Origin of the sequence: Streptomyces sp. NPDC020884 (assembly GCF_044333935.1) — a bacterium.
GTDB lineage: Bacteria > Actinomycetota > Actinomycetes > Streptomycetales > Streptomycetaceae > Streptomyces.
Genome location: NZ_JBIRRY010000003.1, coordinates 309,942 through 332,976 on the forward strand (window position 1 = coordinate 309,942; position 23,035 = coordinate 332,976).

Sequence of the window (23,035 nt, forward strand, 5' to 3'; positions counted from 1 at the left end):
GGGTCCGGGGAGGGCCGGCCGCCTCGGGATGAGGCGGCCGGCCGGCCCGTCAGACCTCTTCGACGCTGCTCGGCTCGCGCCGGGACAGGTCGATACCGAGTTCCTCCGCCGCGCGGAAGACGTCCTCGTCCGTGTCGCGCATCTCGATGGACATGCCGTCCGAGGACAGCACCTCCACGTTGAGGCAGAGCGACTGCATTTCCTTGATGAGCACCTTGAAGGACTCGGGAATGCCGGGCTCGGGGATGTTCTCGCCCTTGACGATGGCCTCGTAGACCTTCACGCGGCCGGTCACGTCGTCGGACTTGATCGTCAGGAGCTCCTGGAGGGCGTATGCGGCGCCGTAAGCCTCAAGGGCCCACACCTCCATCTCACCGAAGCGCTGTCCACCGAACTGTGCCTTACCACCCAGCGGCTGCTGGGTGATCATGGAGTACGGGCCGGTCGAACGCGCGTGGAGCTTGTCGTCGACCAGGTGGTGCAGCTTGAGGATGTACATGAACCCGACCGAGACCGGGTCCGGGAACGGCTCGCCGGAGCGGCCGTCGTACAGCTGGGCCTTGCCGGAGGGCTGGACCAGGCGGTCGCCGTCGCGGTTGGGGATCGTGGCCTGGAAGAGGCCGGTGATCTCGTCCTCGCGCGCACCGTCGAAGACGGGCGTGGCGACGTTGGTGCCGGGGGCGACCTGGTCGGCGCCGATGGCCTGCAGGCGCTGGGCCCACTCGTCACCGAGGCCGGAGACGTCCCAGCCGCGGCTGGCGAGCCAGCCGAGGTGGATCTCCAGGACCTGTCCCGGGTTCATTCGGGACGGGACACCCAGCGGGTTGAGGATGATGTCGACCGGGGTGCCGTCCTCCAGGAACGGCATGTCCTCGATCGGCAGGATCTTGGAGATGACGCCCTTGTTGCCGTGACGGCCGGCGAGCTTGTCACCATCGGTGATCTTGCGCTTCTGCGCGACGTAGACGCGGACCAGCTGGTTCACGCCCGGCGGCAGTTCGTCGCCCTCTTCGCGGTCGAAGACGCGGACGCCGATGACCTTGCCGATCTCACCGTGCGGCACCTTCAGCGAGGTGTCGCGCACCTCGCGCGCCTTCTCACCGAAGATCGCGCGGAGCAGGCGCTCCTCGGGGGTCAGCTCGGTCTCGCCCTTGGGCGTGACCTTGCCGACGAGGATGTCGCCGGCGACGACCTCGGCGCCGATCCGGATGATGCCGCGCTCGTCGAGGTCGGCGAGGACCTCTTCGGAGACGTTCGGGATGTCCCGGGTGATCTCCTCCGGGCCGAGCTTGGTGTCACGGGCGTCGACCTCGTGCTCCTCGATGTGGATCGAGGAGAGGACGTCGTCCTGCACGAGGCGCTGCGACAGGATGATCGCGTCCTCGTAGTTGTGACCCTCCCACGGCATGAACGCCACGAGCAGGTTCTTGCCGAGGGCCATCTCACCGTTCTCGGTGGCCGGTCCGTCGGCGAGCACCTGCTCGGCCACGATCCGGTCGCCCTCGGCGACGACGACCTTCTGGTTGACCGAGGTGCCCTGGTTGGAGCGCATGAACTTGGCGATGCGGTACGTGGTGTACGTGCCGTCGTCGTTCGTGACGGTGATGTAGTCCGCGGAGACCTCCTGGACCACACCGTCCTTCTCGGCCTTGAGGACGTCCCCGGCGTCGGTGGCGCAGCGGTACTCCATGCCGGTGCCCACGAGCGGGGCCTCGGACTTGATGAGCGGCACCGCCTGACGCATCATGTTCGCGCCCATGAGGGCACGGTTGGCGTCGTCGTGCTCCAGGAAGGGGATCATCGCGGTGGCGACGGACACCATCTGGCGCGGCGAGACGTCCATGTAGTCGACGTCCGTGCCGGGCACGTAGTCGACCTCTCCGCCACGACGGCGGACCAGGACGCGGGGCTCGGTGAAGCGCAGCTCGTCGGAGAGCGTCGCGTTCGCCTGGGCGATGACGAAGCGGTCCTCCTCGTCGGCCGTGATGTAGTCGACCTCGTCGGTGACCTGGCCGTCGACGACCTTGCGGTACGGCGTCTCGATGAAGCCGAACGCGTTGACGCGGCCGTAGGAGGCGAGCGAACCGATCAGACCGATGTTCGGGCCTTCAGGGGTCTCGATCGGGCACATGCGTCCGTAGTGGGACGGGTGCACGTCACGGACCTCGAAGCCGGCCCGCTCACGGGAGAGACCACCCGGGCCAAGAGCCGACAGGCGGCGCTTGTGGGTGAGACCCGACAGCGGGTTGTTCTGGTCCATGAACTGCGACAGCTGGCTGGTGCCGAAGAACTCCTTGATGGAGGCGACGACCGGCCGGATGTTGATCAGGGTCTGCGGCGTGATCGCCTCGACGTCCTGGGTCGTCATGCGCTCACGCACGACGCGCTCCATCCGCGCCAGGCCCGTACGGACCTGGTTCTGGATGAGCTCGCCGACGTTGCGCAGACGACGGTTGCCGAAGTGGTCGATGTCGTCGGTCTCGACGACGATCGTCCGACCCGACTCACCGACGGTCTCGAGCTCACCGGCGTGCAGCTTCACCAGGTACTTGATGGTCGCGATGATGTCGTCGCTGGTGAGAACACCGGCGTCGAGCGGCTCTTCCGCGCCGAGCTTCTTGTTCACCTTGTAGCGGCCGACCTTCGCGAGGTCGTAGCGCTTCGGGTTGAAGTAGAGGTTCTCGAGCAGCGTCTGAGCAGCTTCGCGGGTCGGCGGCTCGCCGGGACGCAGCTTGCGGTAGATGTCGAGCAGTGCGTCGTCCTGGCCCTGGGTGTGGTCCTTCTCCAGGGTGGCGCGCATCGACTCGTACTCGCCGAACTCCTCCAGGATCTGCTCGGTGCTCCAGCCGAGAGCCTTGAGGAGGACGGTGACCGACTGCTTGCGCTTGCGGTCGATGCGGACACCGACCATGTCGCGCTTGTCGATCTCCATCTCCAGCCAGGCACCCCGGGAAGGGATGATCTTGGCGGAGAAGATGTCCTTGTCGGACGTCTTGTCGATCGAGGAGTCGAAGTAGACACCCGGCGAGCGGACCAGCTGCGACACGACGACACGCTCGGTGCCGTTGATGACGAAGGTGCCCTTGTTGGTCATGAGCGGGAAGTCGCCCATGAAGACCGTCTGGGACTTGATCTCGCCGGTCTCGTTGTTGGTGAACTCGGCCGTGACGAAGAGCGGCGCGGCGAACGTGAAGTCGCGCTCCTTGCACTCGTCGATCGAGTTCTTGGGGGGCTCGAAGCGGTGGTCGCGGAACGTAAGCGACATCGACCCGGAGAAGTCCTCGATCGGTGAGATCTCCTCGAAGATCTCCTCCAGGCCGGACTTGGTGGGGACGTCTTGTCCACTGTCCAGAGCAGCCTCGACGCGAGCCTTCCAGGCGGCGTTGCCGAGGAGCCAGTCAAAGCTCTCGGTCTGCAGCGCGAGGAGGTTCGGAACCTCGAGGGGCTCCTTGATCTTTGCAAAAGAGATGCGCAGCGGGGCGGTGCTGGCACCGTTGTTCGTATTCGCGGTCGAGGCGTTGCGCGAGGCGGCCAAGAGGGGGTCCTTCCGAGGGCTCGGACTCACTACGCGCGTACCGGTCCCACCCTGGACACAAAGACAGACCATTCCGAATCGGTCGCAAAACGACCAGGTCGAAGGGGGTCGGTCATCGGTGCTTCAGCGTGGGCATGCCCCTGGTGACGGGCAGGAGGCAGCTAACAGGCAGCGCAAAGGGTCAGTGTAGCCAAGCGGCACACTGATGTCCAGTCGGGGTTCTCAGAGACCCACGTTGCTCTCAACAGCTGTTCTCAACACCTATGTCTAGCCCTAGCCCTCGCGCGGGGTGCGCTCTTCTTTACTGCCCTCTTCACTCTCGATCCATGCCTCGGATACGGATCGAAGTGATGACGCGTCCTGAGAATTGCGCGCCGCGTCCGGTTCGTCAAGGCCCGCCGGTCCGATCGGACCTCCAGGAGCCTTCACCGGCCGCCCCCGGGAAGCCCGCAGGACGCCCCTGGGGGGCCTGCGAGAGGCGCACGGCGAAGATCACCCTACTCGTCGTCGGCGGAAGAGCAAGGGACCCGCCACGGGCACGCCGAAGGGCGACCACCCGGATGGGTGATCGCCCTTCGGTGAGGTGATGTCATCGCCTTACGGCGAGGACGGCCTCGGGAGAGTCAGGAGACTCTCGAAGTCACTTGACCTCGACGGAAGCGCCGGCGGCCTTGAGGGACTCGGCAGCCTTCTCGGCGGCCTCCTTGGCGACCTTCTCGAGGACCGGCTTCGGGGTGCCGTCGACGAGGTCCTTGGCCTCCTTGAGACCCAGCGAGGTCAGCTCACGCACGACCTTGATGACCTGGATCTTCTTCTCGCCGGCACCGGTGAGGATGACGTCGAACTCGTCCTGCTCCTCAGCGGCCTCGGCAACGGCGCCCGGACCGGCCGGACCGGCAACGGCGACGGCCGCGGCGGCGGTGACGTCGAACTTCTCCTCGAAGGCCTTCACGAACTCGGAGAGCTCGATGAGGGTGAGCTCCTCGAACTGAGCGAGCAGGTCTTCCTGGCTGAGCTTCGCCATGATGGCGTCCTTCCACTATTCGGCAGGTGCCGGATGTATGTGTCGGCGGGCGTACGTGGAGCCCGCTGGACCGCTGAGCGAAATTACTCGGCGGCCTCGGCGGGAGCCGGAGTACCGGCACCGCCCTGCTCTTCCCGCTTGGCACGAAGAGCTTCCGCGGTGCGGACGAACTTCGACGGCAGAGCCTGGAAGAGCTGCGCAGCCTGAGTCTGCTTGCCCTTCATGGCACCGGCCAGCTTGGAGAGCAGAACCTCGCGGGACTCGAGGTCCGCGAGCTTCTTGATCTCATCGGCGGACAGCGCCTTACCGTCAAGGACACCGCCCTTGATGATGAGGTTGGGGTTGTCCTTGGCGAAGTCACGAAGACCCTTCGCCGACTCCACCGGGTCACCGGTGACGAAGGCAACCGCCGTCGGACCCGAGAACAGGTCGTCCAGCGTGTCGATCCCGGCCTCGTTGGCCGCAATCTTGGTCAGCGTGTTCTTCACCACGGCGTACTGGGCGTTCTCACCGAGCGAACGGCGCAGCTCCTTGAGCTGTGCCACGGTGAGACCCCGGTACTCGGTCAGCACGGCGGCGTTCGAGCTGCGGAACTGGTCCGTCAGCTCGGCTACCGCGGCAGCCTTGTCGGGCCTTGCCATGAGCGTCGGCCTCCTTCCGGGTGATGAGGACCGCTCAGAAGGGGCCGGGAAAGACGAAACGCCCCAGCACAAGTGCCAGGGCGCGGCTCGACCGAACAGAGTCCGGGAGCGTTCCACAGTCACCTGCGCAGGTCGTCCGATCTAGCGGAACCTTCGGTCACCGTCCCCCTTGCGAGAGCGCGGTGACGACCAGCGGTCTTTGGCTTCCTGGTGAGAGTACGCGACCGGATACGGGCGGAGCAAATCCGTCCCCGTTCGTCCCTTGCGGGAGGTGTCAGGAGGCGCCGCCCGTGGCGCCGCCCTGCTGCTTCAGCAGTTCCTTGAAGTCCACGGTGTCCGAGGCCGGCGGCTGCTCCGAGGGGACCTCGGTGCCGTAGTCGCTGTAGAAGAGCGTCGAGTTGAACGCGCCGGTCTTCATCTCGCCGCGCTCGGTCTTCTTCACCAGCAGGTCGTTCTTGTCGACCCAGATGTCGACGGTCTGCGTGGTCACCCCGGCCAGCGCGAGCTGCTCCTTGAACGCGGCCAGCTGCTTCGCGTCCAGGTTGCTGTTCTTCGCGGTCAGCTCGGCCACGTCGACGGTGCCGGAGTAATGCGTCGCGGGGACCCCGCGGACGTCCTCCTGGCCGACCTTCTTCACGTCGCCGGAGGCCAGGAGCGACTTCACGCCCTGCTCGGGCGTGCTGTTCTGGATCTGGTCCTTCATGACGTCGCCGGAGGCCCCGCCCAGCTCGGCGAGGTCCTTGTAGGCATAGCGGATCCAGTGCTTGCCACCCGTGCTGGCCGCCATGGCGTCGCCCATGTTGGCGTAGTACTCGTCCTTGAAGTAGCGCGCCTGCACCGAGCCGTCGCCGCCGGACTGCTTCAGGGCGTCGCCCATGGTGCCGCCGGTGTACGTGATGGTCAGCGCGCCCGAGAGGCCGTCGGCCCAGCCGATGGCCCCGGACTGCTTCATGGACACGGCGCTGCCCATCTCGGTGGTGCCCTCGATCCGCGCGGACTGGGCGCCGCCGGTCTTCAGCTGCACCTGCTTCAGCGCGGCCACCGGGCTCGCCTTGCCGACCGCGCCGGCCTTGTCCTTGCTGCCGGAGCCGCCGGAGCCGCTGGAGCCCCCCGAGCCGTCGGAGCCACTGCAGGCCGCCATCGACGTCAGTGCCGCCGCGGCGGCCAGAGCCGTACCCATGCGTCGTGCCGTGCTCGTCCTCATGTAACCGTCCACCCCTCGTATCGTCCTTCGTCCCCCGCACAACAGTGTCATAGGGCACTGACAGGCATGGGGCCTTACGGATACGAGGACGGGCCCCGCACCTCGAAAGGTTGCGGGGCCCGTTCACACAGTGCACGCGTACGACGCGGCTACCGGGTGAGCACAGTGGCTCAGACGGAGGCCGGGTCCTCCTCGACGAGGAGGTTGCGGGTGCGGTTGGAGTCCAGCGGGATGCCGGGGCCCATCGTGGTGGCCAGGGTGGCCTTCTTGATGTAGCGGCCCTTGGCGGCGGACGGCTTCAGACGGAGGATCTCGTCCAGCGCCGCTGCGTAGTTCTCCACCAGCTTCGTCTCGTCGAACGAGGTCTTGCCGATGATGAAGTGCAGGTTCGAGTGCTTGTCGACGCGGAACTCGATCTTGCCGCCCTTGATGTCGTTGACAGCCTTCACGACATCGGGGGTGACGGTGCCGGTCTTCGGGTTCGGCATCAGGCCACGCGGACCGAGCACGCGGCCCAGACGGCCGACCTTGCCCATGAGGTCCGGGGTGGCGACGACGGCGTCGAAGTCCAGACGGCCCTTCGCCACCTCGTCGATGAGCTCGTCGGCGCCGACGATGTCGGCTCCAGCGGCTTCCGCGGCCGCAGCACGGTCACCGGTCGCGAAGACCAGGACCCGGGCGGTCTTGCCGGTGCCGTGCGGGAGGTTCACGGTGCCACGGACCATCTGGTCGGCCTTGCGCGGGTCGACACCCAGGGCAAAGGCGACCTCGACGGTGCTGTCGAACTTCGTGGAGGCGGTGTCCTTGGCGATACGGACGGCCTCGAGCGGGGCGTAGTTGCGCTCCCGGTCGATCTTGGCGTCCGCAGCGCGGAGGTTCTTGCTGCGCTTCACTTCTACTCCTGTGGTTTCAGAGTGTGGAGTCGTGGTGCGGACCAGCGCTTGGTCCTACCACTGGGGGTTACGGGGCTGAATCAGCCTTCGACCGTGATGCCCATGGAGCGGGCGGTGCCGGCAATGATCTTCGACGCGGCGTCAAGGTCATTGGCGTTCAGGTCGGGGAGCTTCGTCGTGGCGATCTCGCGGACCTGGGCGGCCGTCAGCTTGGCGACCTTGGTCTTGTGCGGCTCGCCGGAGCCCTTGTCCACACCCGCGGCCTTGAGGATCAGCTTGGCGGCCGGCGGAGTCTTCGTGATGAAGGTGAAGGAGCGGTCGTCGTAGACCGTGATCTCCACCGGCACGACCATGCCACGCTGCGACTCGGTCGCGGCGTTGTAGGCCTTGCAGAACTCCATGATGTTGACGCCGTGCTGACCGAGCGCGGGGCCGACCGGCGGGGCCGGGTTCGCCGCACCGGCGTTGATCTGGAGCTTGATAAGCCCCGTGACCTTCTTCTTCTTGGGAGGCATTGCTCTCTCCGGGTCCTATGAGAGTGTTTCGCCGCCGATTCCGGTCATCCGGATGGAGGCATACCGCACAACGATAACGGGTATAGCTGTGCGACCAAAAACCCAGCAGGTCAGAGCGGCTGTGAAGCCTCTCTGACCTGCTGGGTAGGCATGTGTCCAGTAACCGGCGGGAAGCGCTAGTTCTTCTGGATCTGGTCGAAGCTGAGCTCGACCGGGGTCTCGCGGCCGAAGATCTCGACGAGGCCCTTGACCTTCTTCGAGTCGGCGTTGATCTCGTTGATCGTGGCCTGCAGCGTGGCGAACGGGCCGTCCGTGACGGTGACCGAGTCGCCGACCTCGAAGTCCAGCACCTGGACCTCGACCTTGCGGGACGGAGCCGGCTTGCCCTCGGCCTCGGCGGCCTCGCGGGCGGCCTTCTCCTCGGCCTCCGGGGCGAGCATCTTCACGATCTCGTCCAGGGTCAGCGGGTACGGGTCGTAGGCGTTGCCCACGAAGCCGGTGACGCCCGGCGTGTTCCGCACGACGCCCCAGGACTCGTTCGTCAGGTCCATGCGCACCAGCACATAGCCGGGGAGCTTGTTCTGCCGGACGTTCTTGCGCTCGCCGTTCTTGATCTGGACGATTTCCTCTTCAGGCACCTCGGCCTGATAGATGAACTCCTCCACGTTCAGCGAGACGGCGCGCTGCTCGAGGTTGGCCTTCACGCGCTTCTCGTAACCGGCGTACGTGTGGATGACGTACCACTCGCCGGGGAGAGTGCGGAGCTCTTCGCGCAGGGCGGCGACGGGGTCGACGGGGGCGGCCGGCTCGGCCTCTTCCTCGTCGGTGCTCTCGTCGTCGGCGTTCTCGTCGTCGACCTCGACCGCCTCGGCGGCCTCTTCCTCGACGGCGTCGGAACCCGCGGTGTCTTCGTCGGACTCATCGGACTCGTCGGACTCGACGTTCACGGCGGCCTGCTCGGCGGGCTCGCCCGCGGCGAGGTCGGCGGCCTCGGCCTGGTCCGGGTCCACGGAGTCAGCAGCCTCAACGATGTCGAGCTCGTCCTTGGCGGACTCGAAGGCGCCAGCCTCGGGCTCGACGGCGTCGTTCAGGTTCGGGTCAGACACGATGGCTGCTTCTTCCTGGATACAAAGGGTGGAACGTGCGAAAGGGGCGCCGGGTCGGACGCCTTCCGCGAGATCAGCCGAAGACGTACTTGATGACCCGGGCGAAGCCCATGTCCAGAACGGTAACAAGACCGATCATGACGACGACGAACACGATCACCACGGAGGTGTACGTCGTGAGCTGGCTACGGGTCGGCCAGACAACCTTACGGAGTTCGGCGACGATCTGGCGGTAGAACAGCGCGAGCCGACCCAGAGGGCCCTTCTTGCCGCGCTTGCCGCCCTTCCGAGCCTTCTTCTTCGACTCGGGAGCTTCATCCTCAGCATCAGGCATGTCGATGGAGCCCACGGCGTCCGTCACGCTACTCACCTGATTCCGGGTCGTGGCCGTGCCGCGCCCGGTGGAGCCGCACGGCTGTGCAATGAAGTACGTACATGCGCACACATCCCGGCGAAGGAGTGTGTAGCAGGGCCGGAGGGACTTGAACCCCCAACCGCTGGTTTTGGAGACCAGTGCTCTACCAATTGAGCTACGACCCTTTGTGGTTTCCACCAACCTACCGCATCTTTCCCGGTGACCGGGTGCAGGAACGGTGCGGCTGGTGAAGGCCAACGACAGGTGAGTGTACGTGCTCGGGGCCGCCGCGTCGAACAGACAACTACCGACCGGTCCTGTCCGGATGCTGTCCGGGTCCTGTCCGGTCTCTGAAACCCCTGTGCCGACGGCTTTCGCGGTCTGGGAGCATGGGGCCATGAGCGCTGCAACTTCACCGTCCGAGCGCCGGGTTTCCGCCCGCATCGGTGCGATCTCCGAGTCCGCGACCCTCGCCGTCGACGCCAAGGCCAAGGCTCTCAAGGCCGCCGGGCGTCCGGTGATCGGCTTCGGGGCCGGCGAGCCCGACTTCCCGACGCCCGACTACATCGTCGAGGCCGCGGTCGAGGCCTGCCGCAACCCGAAGTACCACCGCTACACCCCGGCCGGGGGGCTCCCCGAGCTCAAGGCCGCCATCGCGGAGAAGACGCTGCGCGACTCCGGCTACGAGGTCGAGGCCAGCCAGATCCTGGTGACCAACGGCGGCAAGCAGGCCATCTACGAGGCCTTCGCCGCGATCCTCGACCCGGGCGACGAGGTCATCGTCCCGGCCCCTTACTGGACCACCTACCCCGAGTCGATCCGGCTCGCGGGCGGTGTCCCGGTCGAGGTCGTCGCCGACGAGACCACCGGCTACCGGGTCTCCGTCGAGCAGTTGGAGGCCGCGCGCACCGAGAAGACCAAGGTCGTCCTGTTCGTCTCGCCGTCCAACCCGACCGGCGCCGTCTACAGCCGGGCCGACGCCGAGGCCATCGGCCGCTGGGCCGTCGAGCACGGCCTGTGGGTGCTCACCGACGAGATCTACGAGCACCTCGTCTACGGCGACGCCACGTTCACCTCGCTCCCGGCGATCGTCCCCGAGCTGCGCGACAAGTGCATCGTCGTCAACGGCGTCGCCAAGACGTACGCGATGACCGGCTGGCGGGTGGGCTGGATCATCGGCCCGAAGGACGTCGTGAAGGCCGCGACCAACCTCCAGTCGCACGCCACCTCCAACGTCTCCAACGTCGCCCAGGTCGCCGCGCTCGCCGCCGTCTCCGGCCCGCTGGACGCCGTCGCCGAGATGCGCACCGCCTTCGACCGCCGCCGGGGGCTCATCGTGCGGCTGCTCAACGAGATCGACGGCGTGCTCTGCCCGGAGCCCGAGGGCGCGTTCTACGCCTACCCGTCGGTGAAGGGTCTGCTCGGCAAGGAGATCCGCGGCAAGCGCCCGGCCACCAGCGTCGAGCTGGCCGCCCTCATCCTGGACGAGGCCGAGGTCGCCGTCGTCCCGGGTGAGGCCTTCGGCACCCCGGGCTACCTGCGCCTTTCCTACGCCCTGGGCGACGACGACCTCATCGAGGGCGTCTCGCGGATCCAGAAGCTGCTGGGCGAGGCCAAGGCCTGACCGGTCACGAAGCCACTCGAACAAAAAGCGCCCCCGGCCGGTGGAATCCTCCACCGGCCGGGGGCGCTTTTTGTTCGAGTGGCCCCCCTAAAAGGGAAAGCGGCTACCGCTCCGGCCCGCCCGTGCGGCAGGATCTTCCAATGGAGCGTGATGTACGTCTGTTGCCCAAGGCCCACCTGCACCTGCACTTCACCGGGTCGATGCGGCCTACCACCCTGCTCGAACTCGCCGACAAGTACGGGGTCCATCTCCCCGACGCCCTGACCGGCGGCGAGCCCCCCAAACTACGGGCAACCGACGAGCGCGGCTGGTTCCGTTTCCAGCGGCTCTACGACATCGCCCGGTCCTGCCTGCGGTCCCCGGAGGACATCCACCGCCTGGTGCGCGAGAGCGCCCAGGAGGATGTCGCGGACGGCTCCGGCTGGCTGGAGATCCAGGTCGACCCCACCTCGTACGCCCCACTGCTCGGCGGGCTGATCCCGGCCATCGAGATCATCCTCGACGCCGTGGACAGCGCAGCCCGGGACACCGGCCTGGGCATGCGCGTGGTGATCGCCGCCAACCGGATGAAGCACCCGCTGGACGCCCGCACGCTGGCCCGGCTCGCCGTGCGGTACGCGGACCGGGGCGTCGTCGGCTTCGGGCTCTCCAACGACGAGCGGCGGGGCATGGCCCGCGACTTCGACCGGGCCTTCGCCATCGCCCGCGAGGGCGGTCTGCTGGCGGCTCCGCACGGCGGGGAGCTCGCCGGGCCCTCCAGCGTGCGCGACTGCCTCGACGACCTGGACGCCTCGCGCATCGGCCACGGCGTGCGCGCCGCCGAGGACCCCCGGCTGTTGCGCAAGCTCGCCGAGCGCGGGGTCACCTGCGAGGTCTGCCCGTCGTCCAATGTGGCGCTCGGTGTCTACGAGAAGCCCGCCGACGTCCCCCTGCGCACTCTGTTCGACGCGGGTGTGCCGATGGCGCTGGGGGCGGACGACCCGCTGCTGTTCGGTTCGCGGCTGGCCGCCCAGTACGAACTGGTGCGCCGCCACCACGGCTTCACCGACGCGGAGCTGGCCGAGCTGGCCCGCCAGTCGGTGCGCGGATCGGCGGCCCCCGTGGACGTACGGGAGAAGCTGCTGTCCGGGATCGACCACTGGCTGGCTAGCTGATCCCGGCCGGGATCCCGCCAGAAGCCCCCGGGACGATCCCGGCCAGCAGCGTGCGGGCGAGGGAGGCGGCGAAGTCGTCCAGGGTCTGCGGGGGCGCGCCGTCGGGGAGCGCGGAGTAGGCGAAGGCCCGCTGGGCGCAGGCGCCCAGCAGCAGCGAGGCCGCAGCATAGGTGTCCGCGTCGGCCCGGACCCGGCCCGCTCGCTGCTCGGCGCGCAGGTAGCCGTCGAGTTGCCGGATCGGCAGGTGGGGCCCGGCCCCCAGTTCCCGCAGGCCCTCTTCGTGACGGCGCTTGAGCTGGGGTTCGGCGTACAGGGACGCGGCCATGGGGAAGGTCTGCTCGTAGAACAGGGCGGCCTGCCGGGCGACGTCGGCGAGGTTGCCCTCGACGCTGCCCTCGCCGGCGGTCAGGTCGCCGAGCAGGTTCCCGAGCCGGGGCAGCCGCTCCGTGAGGACGGTGACGAACAGCTCTTCCTTGCTGGTGAAGTACTTGTAGAGCGCCGCCTCCGAGCAGCCGGCCGCCCTGGCGATCTCCTTGGTGGTGGTCCGGCCCAGGCCGATGGAGAGCATCAGCTCGTGCGCCGCGTCGACGATCCGTACGCGGGCGGGCTTCTGGTCCATGCGTGCTCCAAGCGACGGTGGGGCGAAGATCTTGACGACCGGGCGGGAAGCCACCCACTGTAGGGGTTAGTGAACACTCACCCACCAGGAGGCGCGCTATGAGGATCACCGTGTTCGGGGCGACCGGCGGCGTCGGCCTGGAGATCGTGGGGCAGGCGCTCGCGGCGGGCCACGAGGTGACGGCCGTGGTCCGCGACCCGGACCGGATCCCGGGGCCGCTGGAGCACGCGGCGCCGCACGCTGTCGTCCGGCTGGACGATCCGGCGGCGGTGCGGGCTGCGGTGGCGGGGCGGGACGCGGTGCTCTCGGGGCTGGGTTCGCGCGGCCGCAGGGCGAACGGCGTCGCCGAGCGGCTCACGGGGAAGATCCTGACGGCGATGGAGACCGAGGGGGTGCGCCGGCTGCTGGTGGTGAGCGCGGCGCCGGTCGGGCCGGAGCCGGAGGGCGATCCGCTGGTCGACCGGTTGCTGCGCAAGGGGATCGGGGCGGTCCTGGCGGAGTTGTACACCGATCTCGCCCGGATGGAGGCGGCGTTGGCCGGCAGTGCGACGGACTGGACCTCGGTACGGCCGCCGAAGCTGACGAACGGGCCGCGTACGGGCGTCTACCGCCGGGTCGTGGGCGGTGCGCCACGCAGCGGCCGGTCCATCTCCCGGGCCGATGCGGCGCACGCCATGCTGGCGCTGATCGACGACCCGGCGGCCGTACGGCAGGGCGTGGGCATCGCCTACTGAGCGGCGGCGTCCCGGCGGGTCACAGGCTGACGCCGACCGTCACCGGCTCGTTGACCAGGGTGACGCCGAAGGCGGCGTGCACCCCGGCGACGACCTCGCGGGCCAGGGCGAGCAGGTCCTCGGTGGTGGCCGCGCCCCGGTTGGTGAGGGCGAGGGTGTGCTTGGTGGAGATCCGGGCGGGGCCGCTGCCGTAGCCCTTGGTGAATCCGGCGCGGTCGATCAGCCAGGCCGCCGAGGTCTTGGTCCGGCCGTCCCCGGCGGGGAACGCCGGAGGCGTCACGTCCGGGCCGAGACGCTGGCCGACCCGGTCGAGGAAGTCCTGGAACGCGGCCTGGTCGAGGATCGGATTGGTGAAGAAGGACCCTGCCGACCAGGTGTCGTGGTCCTCGGGGTCGAGCACCATGCCCTTGCCGGCGCGGAGTTTCAGCACGGTCTCCCGGGCCGCCGCGGCGGGAACGCGGTCACCCTGTTCGACGCCCATCGCCCTGGCCGTTTCGGGGTACCTGAGGGGCGCGGAAAGCCCGGCGGCCTCTTCCAGCTCGAATCGGACGCGGAGCACAACGAAGCGATCGGGTTCTGCCTTGAAACGACTGTGGCGGTACGAGAATGCGCACGCGGCGTTCGGAATCGTCACGGTCTCCTGCGTGTGCCGGTCGTAGGCGACGACCTCCGTGATGGTGGAGGACACCTCCTGCCCGTACGCCCCGACGTTCTGGATGGGCGTCGCGCCCGCGGATCCGGGGATGCCCGCCAGGCACTCGATGCCCGCGAGGCCCGCCTCGACGGTCCGGGCGACGGCGTCGGTCCACACCTCACCGGCCGCCAGCTCCAACGACGTGCCCGAGAGCGCGAAGCCCTTCGTGGCGATCAGCAGCGCGGTGCCGTCGAAGCCCTTGTCCCCGATGACCAGGTTGGAGCCGCCGCCGATCACCAGCAGCGGGGTGCCGCTCGCGTCGGCCTCGCGCACGGCGGCGATCACCTCGGCGTCGGTCGTGGCGGTCAGCAGCCGGGCGGCGGGGCCGCCGAGCCGGAAGGTGGTCAGGGGGGCGAGGGGGGTGTCGTGGAGTTCCTGCACGGGGACAAGAGTACGGTCCGCGCCCCCGCCGCTCGTGCGGGGCCACGGACCGTACACCGGGGTCCGGAGGCTCAGGCGGCCACCGCGACCCCGAGCGCCCCTCCGCAGGAGGAACGCCCCTCACCTCCGAGCTCCGCGCCGGTACGCCTCAGGCGAGCCGGACCACGGCCCGGGACATCCCCAGCACCTTCTTGCCGTCACACAGGGCGACCAGGTCCACCCGGACCAGGTTGTCGTCGAGCTTCGCGGCGACCTTGCCGCTGACCTCTATCAGTGCGCCCTTGTCGTCGTTGGGCACGACGACCGGCTTCGTGAAACGCACTCCGTAGTCCACGACCGCGCCCGGGTCGCCGGCCCAGTCCGTGACCACCCGGACCGCCTCGGCCATCGTGAACATGCCGTGCGCGATCACATCCGGCAGCCCGACCTCGCGCGCGAACTTCTCGTTCCAGTGGATCGGGTTGAAGTCGCCCGAGGCGCCCGCGTACTGCACGAGCATGGCCCGTGTCACCGGGAACGTCCGCGCCGGCAGTTCCGTGCCGACCTCGACCGAACCGTAAGAGACCTTTGCCGTCATCACGCCTCCTCGGCGGCGCGCGCCACCAGCTTCATCAACGTCGTGACCACCAGTTCGCCGGCCTCGTCGTGCACATCCCCGCGGACGTCCAGGATGTCGTTGCCGGCAAGGGACTTGATGCCCTCGATCGTCGAGGTGACCGTCAGCCGGTCCCCCGCCCGCACCGGACGCACGTACGAGAACTTCTGGTCGCCGTGCACCACCCGGCTGAAGTCCAGGCCCAGCTGCGGGTCCTGCACCACCGCTCCGGCCGCCCGGTAGGTGATCGAGAAGACGAACGTGGGCGGCGCGATCACATCGGCATGACCGAGCGCACGGGCGGCCTCCGCGTCGACGTACGCCGGATGGGTGTCACCCACCGCCTCGGCGAACTCGCGGATCTTCTCCCGGCCGACCTCGTACGCCGGAGTGGGCGGATAGGTCCGCCCCACGAAGGACTGGTCGAGCGCCATGAGCTCGCTACCTCCTGATGAAAGTCGAATAAGGGCACGCCATGCGGGGACGACCCCAGACAACGACACGAGGCCGCCCCCAGAGGGGACGGCCTCGTGTACGAGCCTGATTCAGCGTGTTTCGCGGTGCGCGGTGTGCGAGTTGCAGCGCGGGCAGTGCTTCTTCATCTCAAGACGGTCCGGGTTGTTACGCCGGTTCTTCTTGGTGATGTAGTTCCGCTCCTTGCACTCCACGCAGGCCAGCGTGATCTTCGGGCGGACGTCGGTGGCAGCCACGTGAGTGCTCCTTGGACGGACGGATGGACGGATGAACGCATAAAAGAGTAGCCGATCGAAGGACCGACCCAACAATCGGCTACCGTTAGTAGCGGTGACCGGACTTGAACCGGTGACACAGCGATTATGAGCCGCTTGCTCTACCGACTGAGCTACACCGCTTTGATGATGAGTCCTCCCGCCGAAGCGGGAGTTCCCGATCACCAGAGCCCCAATGCGGAATCGAACCGCAGACCTTCTCCTTACCATGGAGACGCTCTACCGACTGAGCTATTGGGGCGAGCGATGAAGACATTACACGGTCCCCCGCCGGTTGCCCAAATCCGTTTGTGACGCACGCTCCGGCCCCCCGCCCGGGGCCGCCCACACCCCCTGATCAGGCCTTGATCCAGGCCACGCGCGACTCCGGACCCGGCCCCGCCGGCGTCCGGCACAGGCGCACCGGTACGACTATTCCGCTCCTCCCGGAAGCCGCCCCCGCACGCCCCTAGGGTGTGGTCACTCCGTGTGATCTTGCACCCCTCCCAGGAGCGCGATGCCTGACAGCCAGCCACGGCGGCCCGACGACAACGCGCCCGACAGCGCCGAGGCGGCCGCCACTGCCGACTCCCCCGCCCTCGTCCTCGGCGGCGCCCGCCTCGCCGACGGCCGGGCCGTCGACGTACGCCTGAGCGGCAGCCGGATCGAGGCCGTCGGCACCGCGGGCAGCCTCACCGCCCGCGGCCCCCGCATCGACCTCCGCGGCTACCTCCTGCTCCCCGCCCCCGCCGAGCCCCACGCCCACAGCGACACCGCCCTCACCGCGGACAGCGCGGGCCCCGACAGTCCGGGCCCCGCCTCCCACCGCGCCGAGGACATCCAGCGCCGCGCCACGGAGGCCGCCCTCCTCCAGCTCGGCCACGGCGCCACCGCCCTGCGCACCCACGTCCGCGTCGGCGACGTCCAGGGCCTCGCCCCGCTCGAAGCCGTCCTGCAGACCCGGCGGGCCCTGCGCGGCCTCGCCGACGTCATGCCCGTCGCGGTCCCCCGGCTCCTCACCGGCATCGCCGGAGCGGACAGCCTCGCGATGCTCAGGGACGCGGTGAAGATGGGCGCGGCCGTCGTCGGCGGCTGCCCCGACCTCGACCCGGACCCCACGGGCTACACCGAAGCCGTCCTGGAGATCGCCGCCGAGCACGGCTGCCCCGTGGACCTGCACACCGACGGCGACGACCCCGCCCGGCTGGCCCGGCTCGCCGCGATGGCCGCCGGCCTGCGCCCCGGCGTCACCCTCGGCCCCTGCGCGGGCCTGGCCCACCTGCCGCTGGACGCCGCGGCCCGCGCAGCAGACCAGCTCGCCGCCGCCGGCATCACCGTGGTCTGCCTGCCCCAGGGCGGCTGCGCCGGAGCAGAGCGCCGTACGACCGCCCCCGTGCGCCTCCTGCGCTCCGCCGGTGTGCGCGTCGCGGCGGGCAGCGGCGCACTGCGGGACACGGCCAACCCGGTCGGCCGCGGCGATCCGCTCGAAGCCGCCTACCTCCTCGCCTCCCAGGCCGGGCTACGTGCCGAACAGGCGTACGCCATGGTCTCCACGGCCGCCCGCGCGACCCTCGGCCTTCCCGACGTGCGGGTCGAGGCGGGCTTCCCCGCCGAACTCCTCGCCGTACGCGGCGAACGGCTCTCGGCGGTGCTGTCCCTCGCCTACAGCCGCATCGTCATCCACCGCGGCCGGGTCGTCGCCCGCACCAGCGCCGTGCGCGAGTACTGCGACTCCGACTCCGACGCCACCACCGGCCTCGGCGGACTTCCGCGCCAGGGGCGACCCGACTCCGGTGCCGGGCCCAGGAACTGAGCGCGAGCCCGCCCCCGGGCGTACGGTCGGAGGTATGCGCATTGTCATCGCAGGTGGACACGGACAGATCGCACTGCGGCTGGAGCGGCTGCTCGCCGCACGCGGGGATGAAGCCGTAGGGATCATCCGCAACCCCCAACAGAGTCAGGACCTGACCGAGGCCGGCGCCCAACCCGCCGTGCTGGACCTCGAATCGGCCACCGTCGAGCAGACCGCGGAGGTTCTGCGCGGCGCGGACGCGGCCGTCTTCGCGGCGGGCGCGGGGCCGAACAGCGGCGCCGCCCGGAAGGACACCGTCGACCGCGGCGCGGCCGTGCTGTTCGCCGACGCGGCCGAGGCGGCAGGCGTCCGCCGCTACCTGGTCGTCTCCTCCATGGGCGCCGACCCCGACCACCCCGGCGACGAGGTCTTCGACCTGTACCAGCGGGCCAAGGGCGCCGCCGACGCCGACGTACGCGCCCGCACCGCGCTGGACTGGACGATCCTGCGCCCCGGCATGCTGACCAACGACGCGGGCACCGGACAGGTCCTCCTCGCCGCCTCCACGGGCCGTGGCCCGATCCCCCGCGACGATGTGGCGGCCACCCTGCTGGAGCTGCTGGACACCCCGGCGACGGCGGGCCTCACCCTCGAGGCGATCTCCGGGAACGTGCCGGTGACCGTGGCCGTGAAGGATGTCGCGGGCAACTGATCCGCACCGGGCGCCACCCGGAACTCCCCACCCGGACAACGAGAAAGCCCCCGACCAGAAGACTGGTCGGGGGCTTCGTTCGCGTGGCGGCGCCAGGGTTCGAACCTGGGTAGGCTGAGCCGGCAGATTTACAGTCTGCTCCCTTTGGCCACTCGGGCACACCGCCTCGAACGACGCGTTGGATCTCGTGGTGAGCTCCTTGGCGACGACGTAAACAATACCTGATGGCCAGGGGTGCTCCGCCACCTCATTGATCAGCAGCCGGAGGGGGCGGCGGTGGCTAGGCTTGCGCTGTATCCCCAGCATTCGACGCAAGGAGCCACACGTCATGGCCGACTCCAGTTTCGACATCGTCTCGAAGGTCGAGCGGCAGGAGGTCGACAATGCCCTCAACCAGGCCGCCAAGGAGATCTCCCAGCGTTACGACTTCAAGGGCACGGGCGCCTCGATCTCGTGGTCGGGCGAGAAGATCCTGATGGAGGCGAACGGCGAGGAGCGCGTCAAGGCCATCCTCGACATCTTCCAGTCCAAGCTGATCAAGCGGGGCATCTCGCTGAAGTCGCTGGACGCCGGCGAGCCGCAGCTCTCCGGCAAGGAATACAAGATCTTCGCCACGATCGAGGAAGGCATCTCCCAGGAGAACGCCAAGAAGGTGGCGAAGATCATCCGCGACGAGGGTCCGAAGGGCGTCAAGGCGCTGGTCCAGGGCGACGAGCTGCGGGTCAGCTCGAAGAGCCGGGACGACCTGCAGGCCGTGCAGGCGCTGCTCAAGGGGCAGGACTTCGAGTTCGCGGTGCAGTTCGCGAACTACCGGTGATCAACTGTTCCGATCCGTACGGGCGTTGCCGGATCGGTTGAGCCGAGCCGAGCCGAGCTGAACTGAGCTGAACTGAGCTGATCCGAGCACGACGGGGGCACACCGCCGAGGCCGACCTCGACGGCGTGCCTCTTCGTGTTCCCGGCCCGGGGGTGGTGCGGGTGCGATGTCCGAATACCGCCGGTGGCATCGGGGCGAGCGGCGCAGACTGGCCGTACGGATCGGGAGAGTGAGAAGGCATGACGACGACGGTGTACGCGCGGTTGGAGAGCCCCCTGGGTGAGCTGCTGCTGGTCGGCGAGGCGGCGGACGGGGCGGGAGTCCGGCTGCTCTCGGTGTCGATGTCCGGGCAGAAGGGCGGCGCGGTCGTCCAGGACGCCTGGCGGCACGACCCCGGGGCGTTCGCGGAGGTCGCCCGGCAGTTGGAGGCGTACTTCGCGGGGCGCTCGACGCGGTTCGACGTGCCGTTCGCCGAGGGCGTGGGCACGGAGTTCCAGCGGCGGGTCTGGGCGGCGCTGGAGTCGATCCCGTACGGGAGCACGGTGTCGTACGGGGAGGTCGCGGCACAGGTCGGGGCCCCGGGCGCGGGGGTCCGGGCGGTGGGCACCGCGATCGGGCGCAACCCTCTGCTGGTCGTCCGGCCGTGCCACCGGGTGATCGGGGCGGACGGGGCGCTGCGGGGGTACGCGGGCGGCCTGGAGCGCAAGAGGCTGCTGCTGGGGATCGAAGGCGTGGCGGGCTGAGCCGTGGCGCCTGGGCTTCCGCCGTCCTCGGACGGCCTGTTCCGGCGTCCGAGGGCGGTCGTCGCGCCGGGCGCCGTCCATGTGCCGGAGTGGCTGTCGGTGGAACAGCGCCGGGAGTTGGTGGCGGCGTGCCGTCAGTGGGCCCGGGGGCCGGTCCCGTTGCGGCACACGGCGCTGCCGGGCGGCGGGGTGATGTCGGTGCGGACGGTGTGCCTGGGGTGGCACTGGCAGCCGTATCGGTACGCCCGTACGGCGGACGATGTGAACGGCGCCCGGGTGGCCGCGTTCCCGGAGTGGCTGGGCGATCTGGGACGGGCGGCGGTGGCCGATGCGTACGGGGACGAGGCGGCGGAGACGTTCGCACCGGACACGGCGCTGATCAACTTCTATGACGCCGACGCGCGGATGGGCATGCACCAGGACAAGGAGGAGCGGTCGGGCGCTCCTGTGGTGTCGTTGAGCATCGGGGCGAGGTGTGTGTTCCGCTTCGGGAACAGGGAGGGACGCGGGCGGCCCTACACGGATGTGGAGTTGGCGTCCGGGGATCTGTTCGTCTTCGGCGGGCCGTCGCGTTTCGCGTTCCACGGGGTGCCGAAGGTGTACGCGGGACCGGCCGACCCGGCCGCGGGGCTGCGGGCCGGCCGGTTGAACCTGACGTTGCGGGAGACCGGGTTGTCGTCACGGGACGCGCGGTAGGGCGGTGTGTGCCGGCCGCTCGCGGGCCCCGGTGACCGGCTGCGGGTCAGCGGCGGTCGCGGGAGTTGCCGAACAGCAGCCGGTAGGCGATGAGCAGGACCAGTGAACCGGCGATGGCGGCGATCCAGGTCGCGGTGTCGTAGAAGTCGTTGCTGATGGGGCGGTCGAGGAACTGGCTGGAGAGCCAGCCTCCGACGAAGGCCCCGGCCACGCCGATGAGGGTGGTGCCGATGATCCCGCCCGGGTCGCGTCCCGGGAGGAGGACTTTGGCTATGACTCCGGCGAAGAGCCCAAGAATGATCCAACTGATGATGCCCATGTCGCTGCACCTACCCCTTGCTTCGTCTTGGAACCCAAGACGCGGTGGGCAGGTGTTCGGTTGCCCGGAGCCCGCCGGGGAGCCGGCGGGCAGGACGCCCCTAGCGGGTGGCGAAGGGCTGGTCCGTGGGGACGATCTCCTTGCCGAAGGGCATGAGGGAGACGGGGATCAGCTTGAAGTTGGCGATGCCCAGGGGGATGCCGATGATCGTGATGCACAGCGCGATGCCGGTGGTGATGTGGCCGAGGGCGAGCCACCATCCGGCGAGGATCAGCCAGAGGACGTTGCCCACGCAGGAGGGCGAACCGGCGTCCCGGCGGTCGACGACGGTGTAGCCGAACGGCCAGAGGGCGTAGACGCCGATCCGGAAGGCGGCGAGCCCGAACGGGATGCCGATGATGGTGATGCAGAGCAGGAGGCCCGCGACCAGGTAGCCGAGGAACATCCAGAATCCGCAGAGGATGAGCCAGATGACGTTCAGGATGGTTTTCACGGGCGATGACCTGCCATCTGTTCTAGTCGGGCGATGCGCTCCGCCATCGGCGGGTGGGTGGAGAACATTTTCGCCATCCCCTGGCCGGGACGGAAGGGATTCGCGATCATCATGTGGCTCGCGGTCTCGATCCGCGGCTCGGGCGGCAGCGGGAGCTGTTTCGTACCGGCGTCGAGCTTGCGCAGGGCACTGGCGAGAGCCAGCGGGTCGCCGGTGAGCTGGGCCCCGGAGGCATCGGCCTCGTACTCGCGGGAGCGGCTGACGGCGAGCTGGATGACGGATGCGGCGAGCGGCCCCAGGATCATGATCAGGAGCATGCCGAGGAGGCCGGGCCCCTCGTCGTCGTTGGAGCGGCCCACCGGGATGAGCCAGGCGAAGTTGACCAGGAACATCACGACGGAGGCGAGGGCTCCGGCCACGGACGAGATGAGGATGTCCCGATTGTAGACATGGCTGAGCTCGTGGCCGAGGACGCCGCGCAGCTCGCGTTCGTCGAGGATCTGGAGGATGCCCTCGGTGCAGCAGACGGCGGCGTTGCGCGGGTTGCGGCCGGTGGCGAACGCGTTGGGCGCCTGGGTCGGGGAGATGTAGAGGCGCGGCATGGGCTGACGGGCCGCGGTGGAGAGCTCGCGGACGATGCGGTAGAGCTGCGGCGCCTCGAATTCGCTGACCGGGCGGGAGCGCATGGCCCTCAGGGCGAGCTTGTCGCTGTTCCAGTACGCGTACGCGTTGGTGCCGACGGCTACCAGGAGCGCGATGACCAGACCCGCACGTCCGAAGAAGCTGCCGATGACGATGATGAGCGCGGACAGTCCCCCGAGGAGGACAGCGGTCTTCAGCCCGTTGTGCCGGCGGTGCACGGTACGCCCTCCAAGTGGTGCCGCAGGGGAACCCTTTGCATGGTGGTGCTCCACTCCCCAGTGGAGCCTCCTGTACTGGTCAACGCCAGGCGAGAGGAGCTAGTTCCCTTGTGCGTGCGGCCGGAGGGCGGGGCCGTGCCGCGTGTTCACGCCGGTCAGGCCCCCGGGCCCGTACGGAGGGGTGCTGGGCCGTACGGGTGGCGGGGCGTCTTCGTGGCGCGGTGGTGCGGGGGGTGCGGGGGTGCTGCTGTGCGGTCGGTGCTGTGCCGCTGTGCGGTCAGTGCTGCTGTGCGGGGAGCTTGGCGAGGGAGAGCGCCTCGGAGTCCGGCTCGACCTCGCTGGTGCAGTGGCCGCAGCGGGAGGCGACGGCGGGGATCTCGCTGAAGCAGCGCGGGCAGTCGCGGAGGGCGGCCTTGATGTCGACGGCCTCTTCCTCCTTGGCGAAGCGGTTCTGCACCTTGGCCATGGGAACCACGACGCAGAAGTACAGCACCCCGGCGGTGATCAGGAAGGCGATGGCGGCGCTGATGAAGAGGCCGTAGGGGAACACGACGCCGTCGACCTTGTAGGAGGCCTTGCTGAAGTCTCCCGTGCCGCGGGTGGCGAGGCCGATCAACGGGGTGATGAAGGCGTTGCTGAAGCCTGTGACGACAGCGGTGAAGGCGGCCCCGACGGCGAGCCCGATCGCCATCGAGATGACGTTCCCGCGCAGGATGAAGTCCTTGAACCCGTTCAGCACTGCTCTCTCTCCTCTTGTTCCCGACACGATCACGCCGGATACGTGACGTATGCAGCCAAGAC

At 69.0% G+C, this 23,035-nt stretch carries 25 protein-coding genes and 4 tRNA genes; 8 read left to right on the forward strand and 21 right to left on the reverse strand.

Annotated features, from left to right (window positions below; translation table 11 throughout):
* Positions 1-49: 49 nt before the first annotated feature.
* From rpoB to ACH4UK_RS12350, 9 genes are all read right to left on the reverse strand, one after another.
* Entirely contained in the window at positions 50-3,535 is a 3,486-nt protein-coding gene (gene rpoB / locus ACH4UK_RS12310) for a DNA-directed RNA polymerase subunit beta (protein ID WP_398355962.1), read from the reverse strand.
* Between the two features lie 640 nt (positions 3,536-4,175).
* On the reverse strand, positions 4,176-4,559 hold the full coding sequence (gene rplL / locus ACH4UK_RS12315; protein WP_398355963.1) for a 50S ribosomal protein L7/L12: 384 nt from the start codon (positions 4,557-4,559) through the stop codon (positions 4,176-4,178).
* A gap of 83 nt (positions 4,560-4,642) precedes the next feature.
* Positions 4,643-5,200 carry a 50S ribosomal protein L10 gene (gene rplJ / locus ACH4UK_RS12320; RefSeq protein WP_398355964.1) on the reverse strand — a complete coding sequence of 186 codons (558 nt, stop codon included), beginning with the start codon at positions 5,198-5,200 and terminating at the stop codon, positions 4,643-4,645.
* A 274-nt stretch (positions 5,201-5,474) separates the two neighbouring features.
* The gene (locus ACH4UK_RS12325) at positions 5,475-6,404 is read right to left on the reverse strand and encodes a hypothetical protein (protein ID WP_398355965.1); all 930 of its coding nucleotides are present in this window, start codon (positions 6,402-6,404) and stop codon (positions 5,475-5,477) included.
* Positions 6,405-6,574: 170 nt separating this feature from the next.
* Positions 6,575-7,297, reverse strand: a complete 723-nt coding sequence (gene rplA / locus ACH4UK_RS12330) for a 50S ribosomal protein L1 (protein ID WP_215107270.1) — start codon at positions 7,295-7,297, stop codon at positions 6,575-6,577.
* 80 nt (positions 7,298-7,377) lie between these two features.
* Positions 7,378-7,812, reverse strand: a complete 435-nt coding sequence (gene rplK / locus ACH4UK_RS12335) for a 50S ribosomal protein L11 (RefSeq protein WP_024494105.1) — start codon at positions 7,810-7,812, stop codon at positions 7,378-7,380.
* Positions 7,813-7,988: 176 nt separating this feature from the next.
* Complete coding sequence (gene nusG / locus ACH4UK_RS12340) at positions 7,989-8,918, reverse strand: transcription termination/antitermination protein NusG (RefSeq protein WP_398355966.1); 930 nt, start codon at positions 8,916-8,918, stop codon at positions 7,989-7,991.
* Between the two features lie 73 nt (positions 8,919-8,991).
* Positions 8,992-9,279, reverse strand: a complete 288-nt coding sequence (secE, locus tag ACH4UK_RS12345; RefSeq protein WP_215107274.1) for a preprotein translocase subunit SecE — start codon at positions 9,277-9,279, stop codon at positions 8,992-8,994.
* Positions 9,280-9,385: 106 nt separating this feature from the next.
* Positions 9,386-9,458: transfer RNA gene (locus tag ACH4UK_RS12350), tRNA-Trp, on the reverse strand.
* Between the two features lie 212 nt (positions 9,459-9,670).
* Here ACH4UK_RS12350 and ACH4UK_RS12355 point away from each other — a divergent pair.
* Positions 9,671-10,897, forward strand: a complete 1,227-nt coding sequence (locus tag ACH4UK_RS12355; RefSeq protein ID WP_398355967.1) for a pyridoxal phosphate-dependent aminotransferase — start codon at positions 9,671-9,673, stop codon at positions 10,895-10,897.
* 140 nt (positions 10,898-11,037) lie between these two features.
* A complete protein-coding gene (locus tag ACH4UK_RS12360) occupies positions 11,038-12,051 on the forward strand; it encodes an adenosine deaminase (RefSeq protein WP_398355968.1) in 1,014 nt (337 codons plus the stop codon).
* Here the strand turns inward: ACH4UK_RS12360 and ACH4UK_RS12365 are convergent.
* The gene (locus ACH4UK_RS12365; RefSeq protein ID WP_398355969.1) at positions 12,044-12,670 is read right to left on the reverse strand and encodes a TetR/AcrR family transcriptional regulator; all 627 of its coding nucleotides are present in this window, start codon (positions 12,668-12,670) and stop codon (positions 12,044-12,046) included. The two genes, ACH4UK_RS12360 and ACH4UK_RS12365, sit on opposite strands and share 8 nt — an antisense overlap.
* Before the next feature lie 98 nt (positions 12,671-12,768).
* Between ACH4UK_RS12365 and ACH4UK_RS12370 the strand changes: the two genes are divergently transcribed.
* A complete protein-coding gene (locus tag ACH4UK_RS12370) occupies positions 12,769-13,404 on the forward strand; it encodes an NAD(P)-dependent oxidoreductase (protein ID WP_398355970.1) in 636 nt (211 codons plus the stop codon).
* Positions 13,405-13,423: 19 nt separating this feature from the next.
* Here the strand turns inward: ACH4UK_RS12370 and ACH4UK_RS12375 are convergent, their stop codons facing one another.
* The 6 genes from ACH4UK_RS12375 to ACH4UK_RS12400 form a co-directional block, all read right to left on the reverse strand.
* Positions 13,424-14,479, reverse strand: a complete 1,056-nt coding sequence (locus tag ACH4UK_RS12375; RefSeq protein WP_398355971.1) for a UDP-N-acetylmuramate dehydrogenase — start codon at positions 14,477-14,479, stop codon at positions 13,424-13,426.
* 148 nt (positions 14,480-14,627) lie between these two features.
* Positions 14,628-15,056: a MaoC family dehydratase gene (locus ACH4UK_RS12380; RefSeq protein ID WP_398355972.1), complete on the reverse strand. Its 429-nt coding sequence runs from the start codon at positions 15,054-15,056 to the stop codon at positions 14,628-14,630.
* A complete protein-coding gene (locus ACH4UK_RS12385; RefSeq protein WP_398355973.1) occupies positions 15,056-15,508 on the reverse strand; it encodes a MaoC family dehydratase N-terminal domain-containing protein in 453 nt (150 codons plus the stop codon). The genes ACH4UK_RS12380 and ACH4UK_RS12385 overlap by 1 nt, the downstream gene beginning before the upstream one ends.
* Before the next feature lie 111 nt (positions 15,509-15,619).
* Positions 15,620-15,784 (reverse strand): 50S ribosomal protein L33, encoded by a 165-nt coding sequence (rpmG, locus tag ACH4UK_RS12390; protein WP_003956487.1) that lies wholly within the window; start codon positions 15,782-15,784, stop codon positions 15,620-15,622.
* Positions 15,785-15,873: 89 nt separating this feature from the next.
* Positions 15,874-15,946 (reverse strand) — tRNA-Met (locus ACH4UK_RS12395).
* Between the two features lie 45 nt (positions 15,947-15,991).
* Positions 15,992-16,064, reverse strand: a tRNA-Thr gene (locus ACH4UK_RS12400).
* A gap of 255 nt (positions 16,065-16,319) precedes the next feature.
* Here ACH4UK_RS12400 and ACH4UK_RS12405 point away from each other — a divergent pair.
* Both ACH4UK_RS12405 and ACH4UK_RS12410 read left to right on the forward strand, forming a co-directional pair.
* Entirely contained in the window at positions 16,320-17,615 is a 1,296-nt protein-coding gene (locus tag ACH4UK_RS12405) for an amidohydrolase family protein (RefSeq protein WP_398355974.1), read from the forward strand.
* 34 nt (positions 17,616-17,649) lie between these two features.
* Complete coding sequence (locus ACH4UK_RS12410) at positions 17,650-18,306, forward strand: SDR family oxidoreductase (RefSeq protein ID WP_398355975.1); 657 nt, start codon at positions 17,650-17,652, stop codon at positions 18,304-18,306.
* 84 nt (positions 18,307-18,390) lie between these two features.
* Here ACH4UK_RS12410 and ACH4UK_RS12415 read toward each other — a convergent pair.
* Positions 18,391-18,472, reverse strand: a tRNA-Tyr gene (locus ACH4UK_RS12415).
* A 162-nt stretch (positions 18,473-18,634) separates the two neighbouring features.
* Between ACH4UK_RS12415 and ACH4UK_RS12420 the strand changes: the two genes are divergently transcribed.
* From ACH4UK_RS12420 to ACH4UK_RS12430, 3 genes are all read left to right on the forward strand, one after another.
* The gene (locus tag ACH4UK_RS12420) at positions 18,635-19,123 is read left to right on the forward strand and encodes a YajQ family cyclic di-GMP-binding protein (protein WP_266803432.1); all 489 of its coding nucleotides are present in this window, start codon (positions 18,635-18,637) and stop codon (positions 19,121-19,123) included.
* Positions 19,124-19,362: 239 nt separating this feature from the next.
* Complete coding sequence (locus tag ACH4UK_RS12425) at positions 19,363-19,866, forward strand: methylated-DNA--[protein]-cysteine S-methyltransferase (RefSeq protein ID WP_398355976.1); 504 nt, start codon at positions 19,363-19,365, stop codon at positions 19,864-19,866.
* 3 nt (positions 19,867-19,869) lie between these two features.
* A complete protein-coding gene (locus tag ACH4UK_RS12430; RefSeq protein ID WP_398355977.1) occupies positions 19,870-20,562 on the forward strand; it encodes an alpha-ketoglutarate-dependent dioxygenase AlkB family protein in 693 nt (230 codons plus the stop codon).
* Between the two features lie 46 nt (positions 20,563-20,608).
* Here the strand turns inward: ACH4UK_RS12430 and ACH4UK_RS12435 are convergent, their stop codons facing one another.
* The 4 genes from ACH4UK_RS12435 to mscL all read right to left on the reverse strand — a co-directional run bounded on the left by ACH4UK_RS12435 (position 20,609) and on the right by mscL (position 22,973).
* Positions 20,609-20,881, reverse strand: a complete 273-nt coding sequence (locus ACH4UK_RS12435) for a GlsB/YeaQ/YmgE family stress response membrane protein (RefSeq protein ID WP_398355978.1) — start codon at positions 20,879-20,881, stop codon at positions 20,609-20,611.
* 100 nt (positions 20,882-20,981) lie between these two features.
* Positions 20,982-21,374, reverse strand: coding sequence for a YccF domain-containing protein (locus ACH4UK_RS12440; RefSeq protein WP_398355979.1), 393 nt, complete (start codon positions 21,372-21,374; stop codon positions 20,982-20,984).
* Positions 21,371-22,234 carry a zinc metalloprotease HtpX gene (gene htpX / locus ACH4UK_RS12445; protein ID WP_398355980.1) on the reverse strand — a complete coding sequence of 288 codons (864 nt, stop codon included), beginning with the start codon at positions 22,232-22,234 and terminating at the stop codon, positions 21,371-21,373. The genes ACH4UK_RS12440 and htpX overlap by 4 nt, the downstream gene beginning before the upstream one ends.
* A gap of 277 nt (positions 22,235-22,511) precedes the next feature.
* Positions 22,512-22,973, reverse strand: a complete 462-nt coding sequence (mscL, locus tag ACH4UK_RS12450) for a large conductance mechanosensitive channel protein MscL (protein WP_398355981.1) — start codon at positions 22,971-22,973, stop codon at positions 22,512-22,514.
* Positions 22,974-23,035 lie beyond the last annotated feature (62 nt).

Excerpts from the sequence above, each read along its gene's own strand:
- ACH4UK_RS12410 (WP_398355975.1), top strand. The coding sequence starts at position 17,650 with ATGCGCATTGTCATCGCAGGTGGACACGGACAGATCGCACTGCGGCTG.
- ACH4UK_RS12425 (WP_398355976.1), top strand. The coding sequence starts at position 19,363 with ATGACGACGACGGTGTACGCGCGGTTGGAGAGCCCCCTGGGTGAGCTG.
- ACH4UK_RS12355 (WP_398355967.1), top strand. The coding sequence starts at position 9,671 with ATGAGCGCTGCAACTTCACCGTCCGAGCGCCGGGTTTCCGCCCGCATC.
- ACH4UK_RS12420 (WP_266803432.1), top strand. The coding sequence starts at position 18,635 with ATGGCCGACTCCAGTTTCGACATCGTCTCGAAGGTCGAGCGGCAGGAG.
- ACH4UK_RS12405 (WP_398355974.1), top strand. The coding sequence starts at position 16,320 with ATGCCTGACAGCCAGCCACGGCGGCCCGACGACAACGCGCCCGACAGC.
- ACH4UK_RS12370 (WP_398355970.1), top strand. The coding sequence starts at position 12,769 with ATGAGGATCACCGTGTTCGGGGCGACCGGCGGCGTCGGCCTGGAGATC.
- rplK (WP_024494105.1), bottom strand. The coding sequence starts at position 7,812 with ATGCCTCCCAAGAAGAAGAAGGTCACGGGGCTTATCAAGCTCCAGATC.
- ACH4UK_RS12385 (WP_398355973.1), bottom strand. The coding sequence starts at position 15,508 with ATGGCGCTCGACCAGTCCTTCGTGGGGCGGACCTATCCGCCCACTCCG.
- ACH4UK_RS12435 (WP_398355978.1), bottom strand. The coding sequence starts at position 20,881 with ATGGGCATCATCAGTTGGATCATTCTTGGGCTCTTCGCCGGAGTCATA.
- rplL (WP_398355963.1), bottom strand. The coding sequence starts at position 4,559 with ATGGCGAAGCTCAGCCAGGAAGACCTGCTCGCTCAGTTCGAGGAGCTC.
- ACH4UK_RS12365 (WP_398355969.1), bottom strand. The coding sequence starts at position 12,670 with ATGGACCAGAAGCCCGCCCGCGTACGGATCGTCGACGCGGCGCACGAG.
- ACH4UK_RS12360 (WP_398355968.1), top strand. The coding sequence starts at position 11,038 with ATGGAGCGTGATGTACGTCTGTTGCCCAAGGCCCACCTGCACCTGCAC.
- ACH4UK_RS12380 (WP_398355972.1), bottom strand. The coding sequence starts at position 15,056 with ATGACGGCAAAGGTCTCTTACGGTTCGGTCGAGGTCGGCACGGAACTG.
- rplJ (WP_398355964.1), bottom strand. The coding sequence starts at position 5,200 with ATGGCAAGGCCCGACAAGGCTGCCGCGGTAGCCGAGCTGACGGACCAG.
- ACH4UK_RS12325 (WP_398355965.1), bottom strand. The coding sequence starts at position 6,404 with ATGAGGACGAGCACGGCACGACGCATGGGTACGGCTCTGGCCGCCGCG.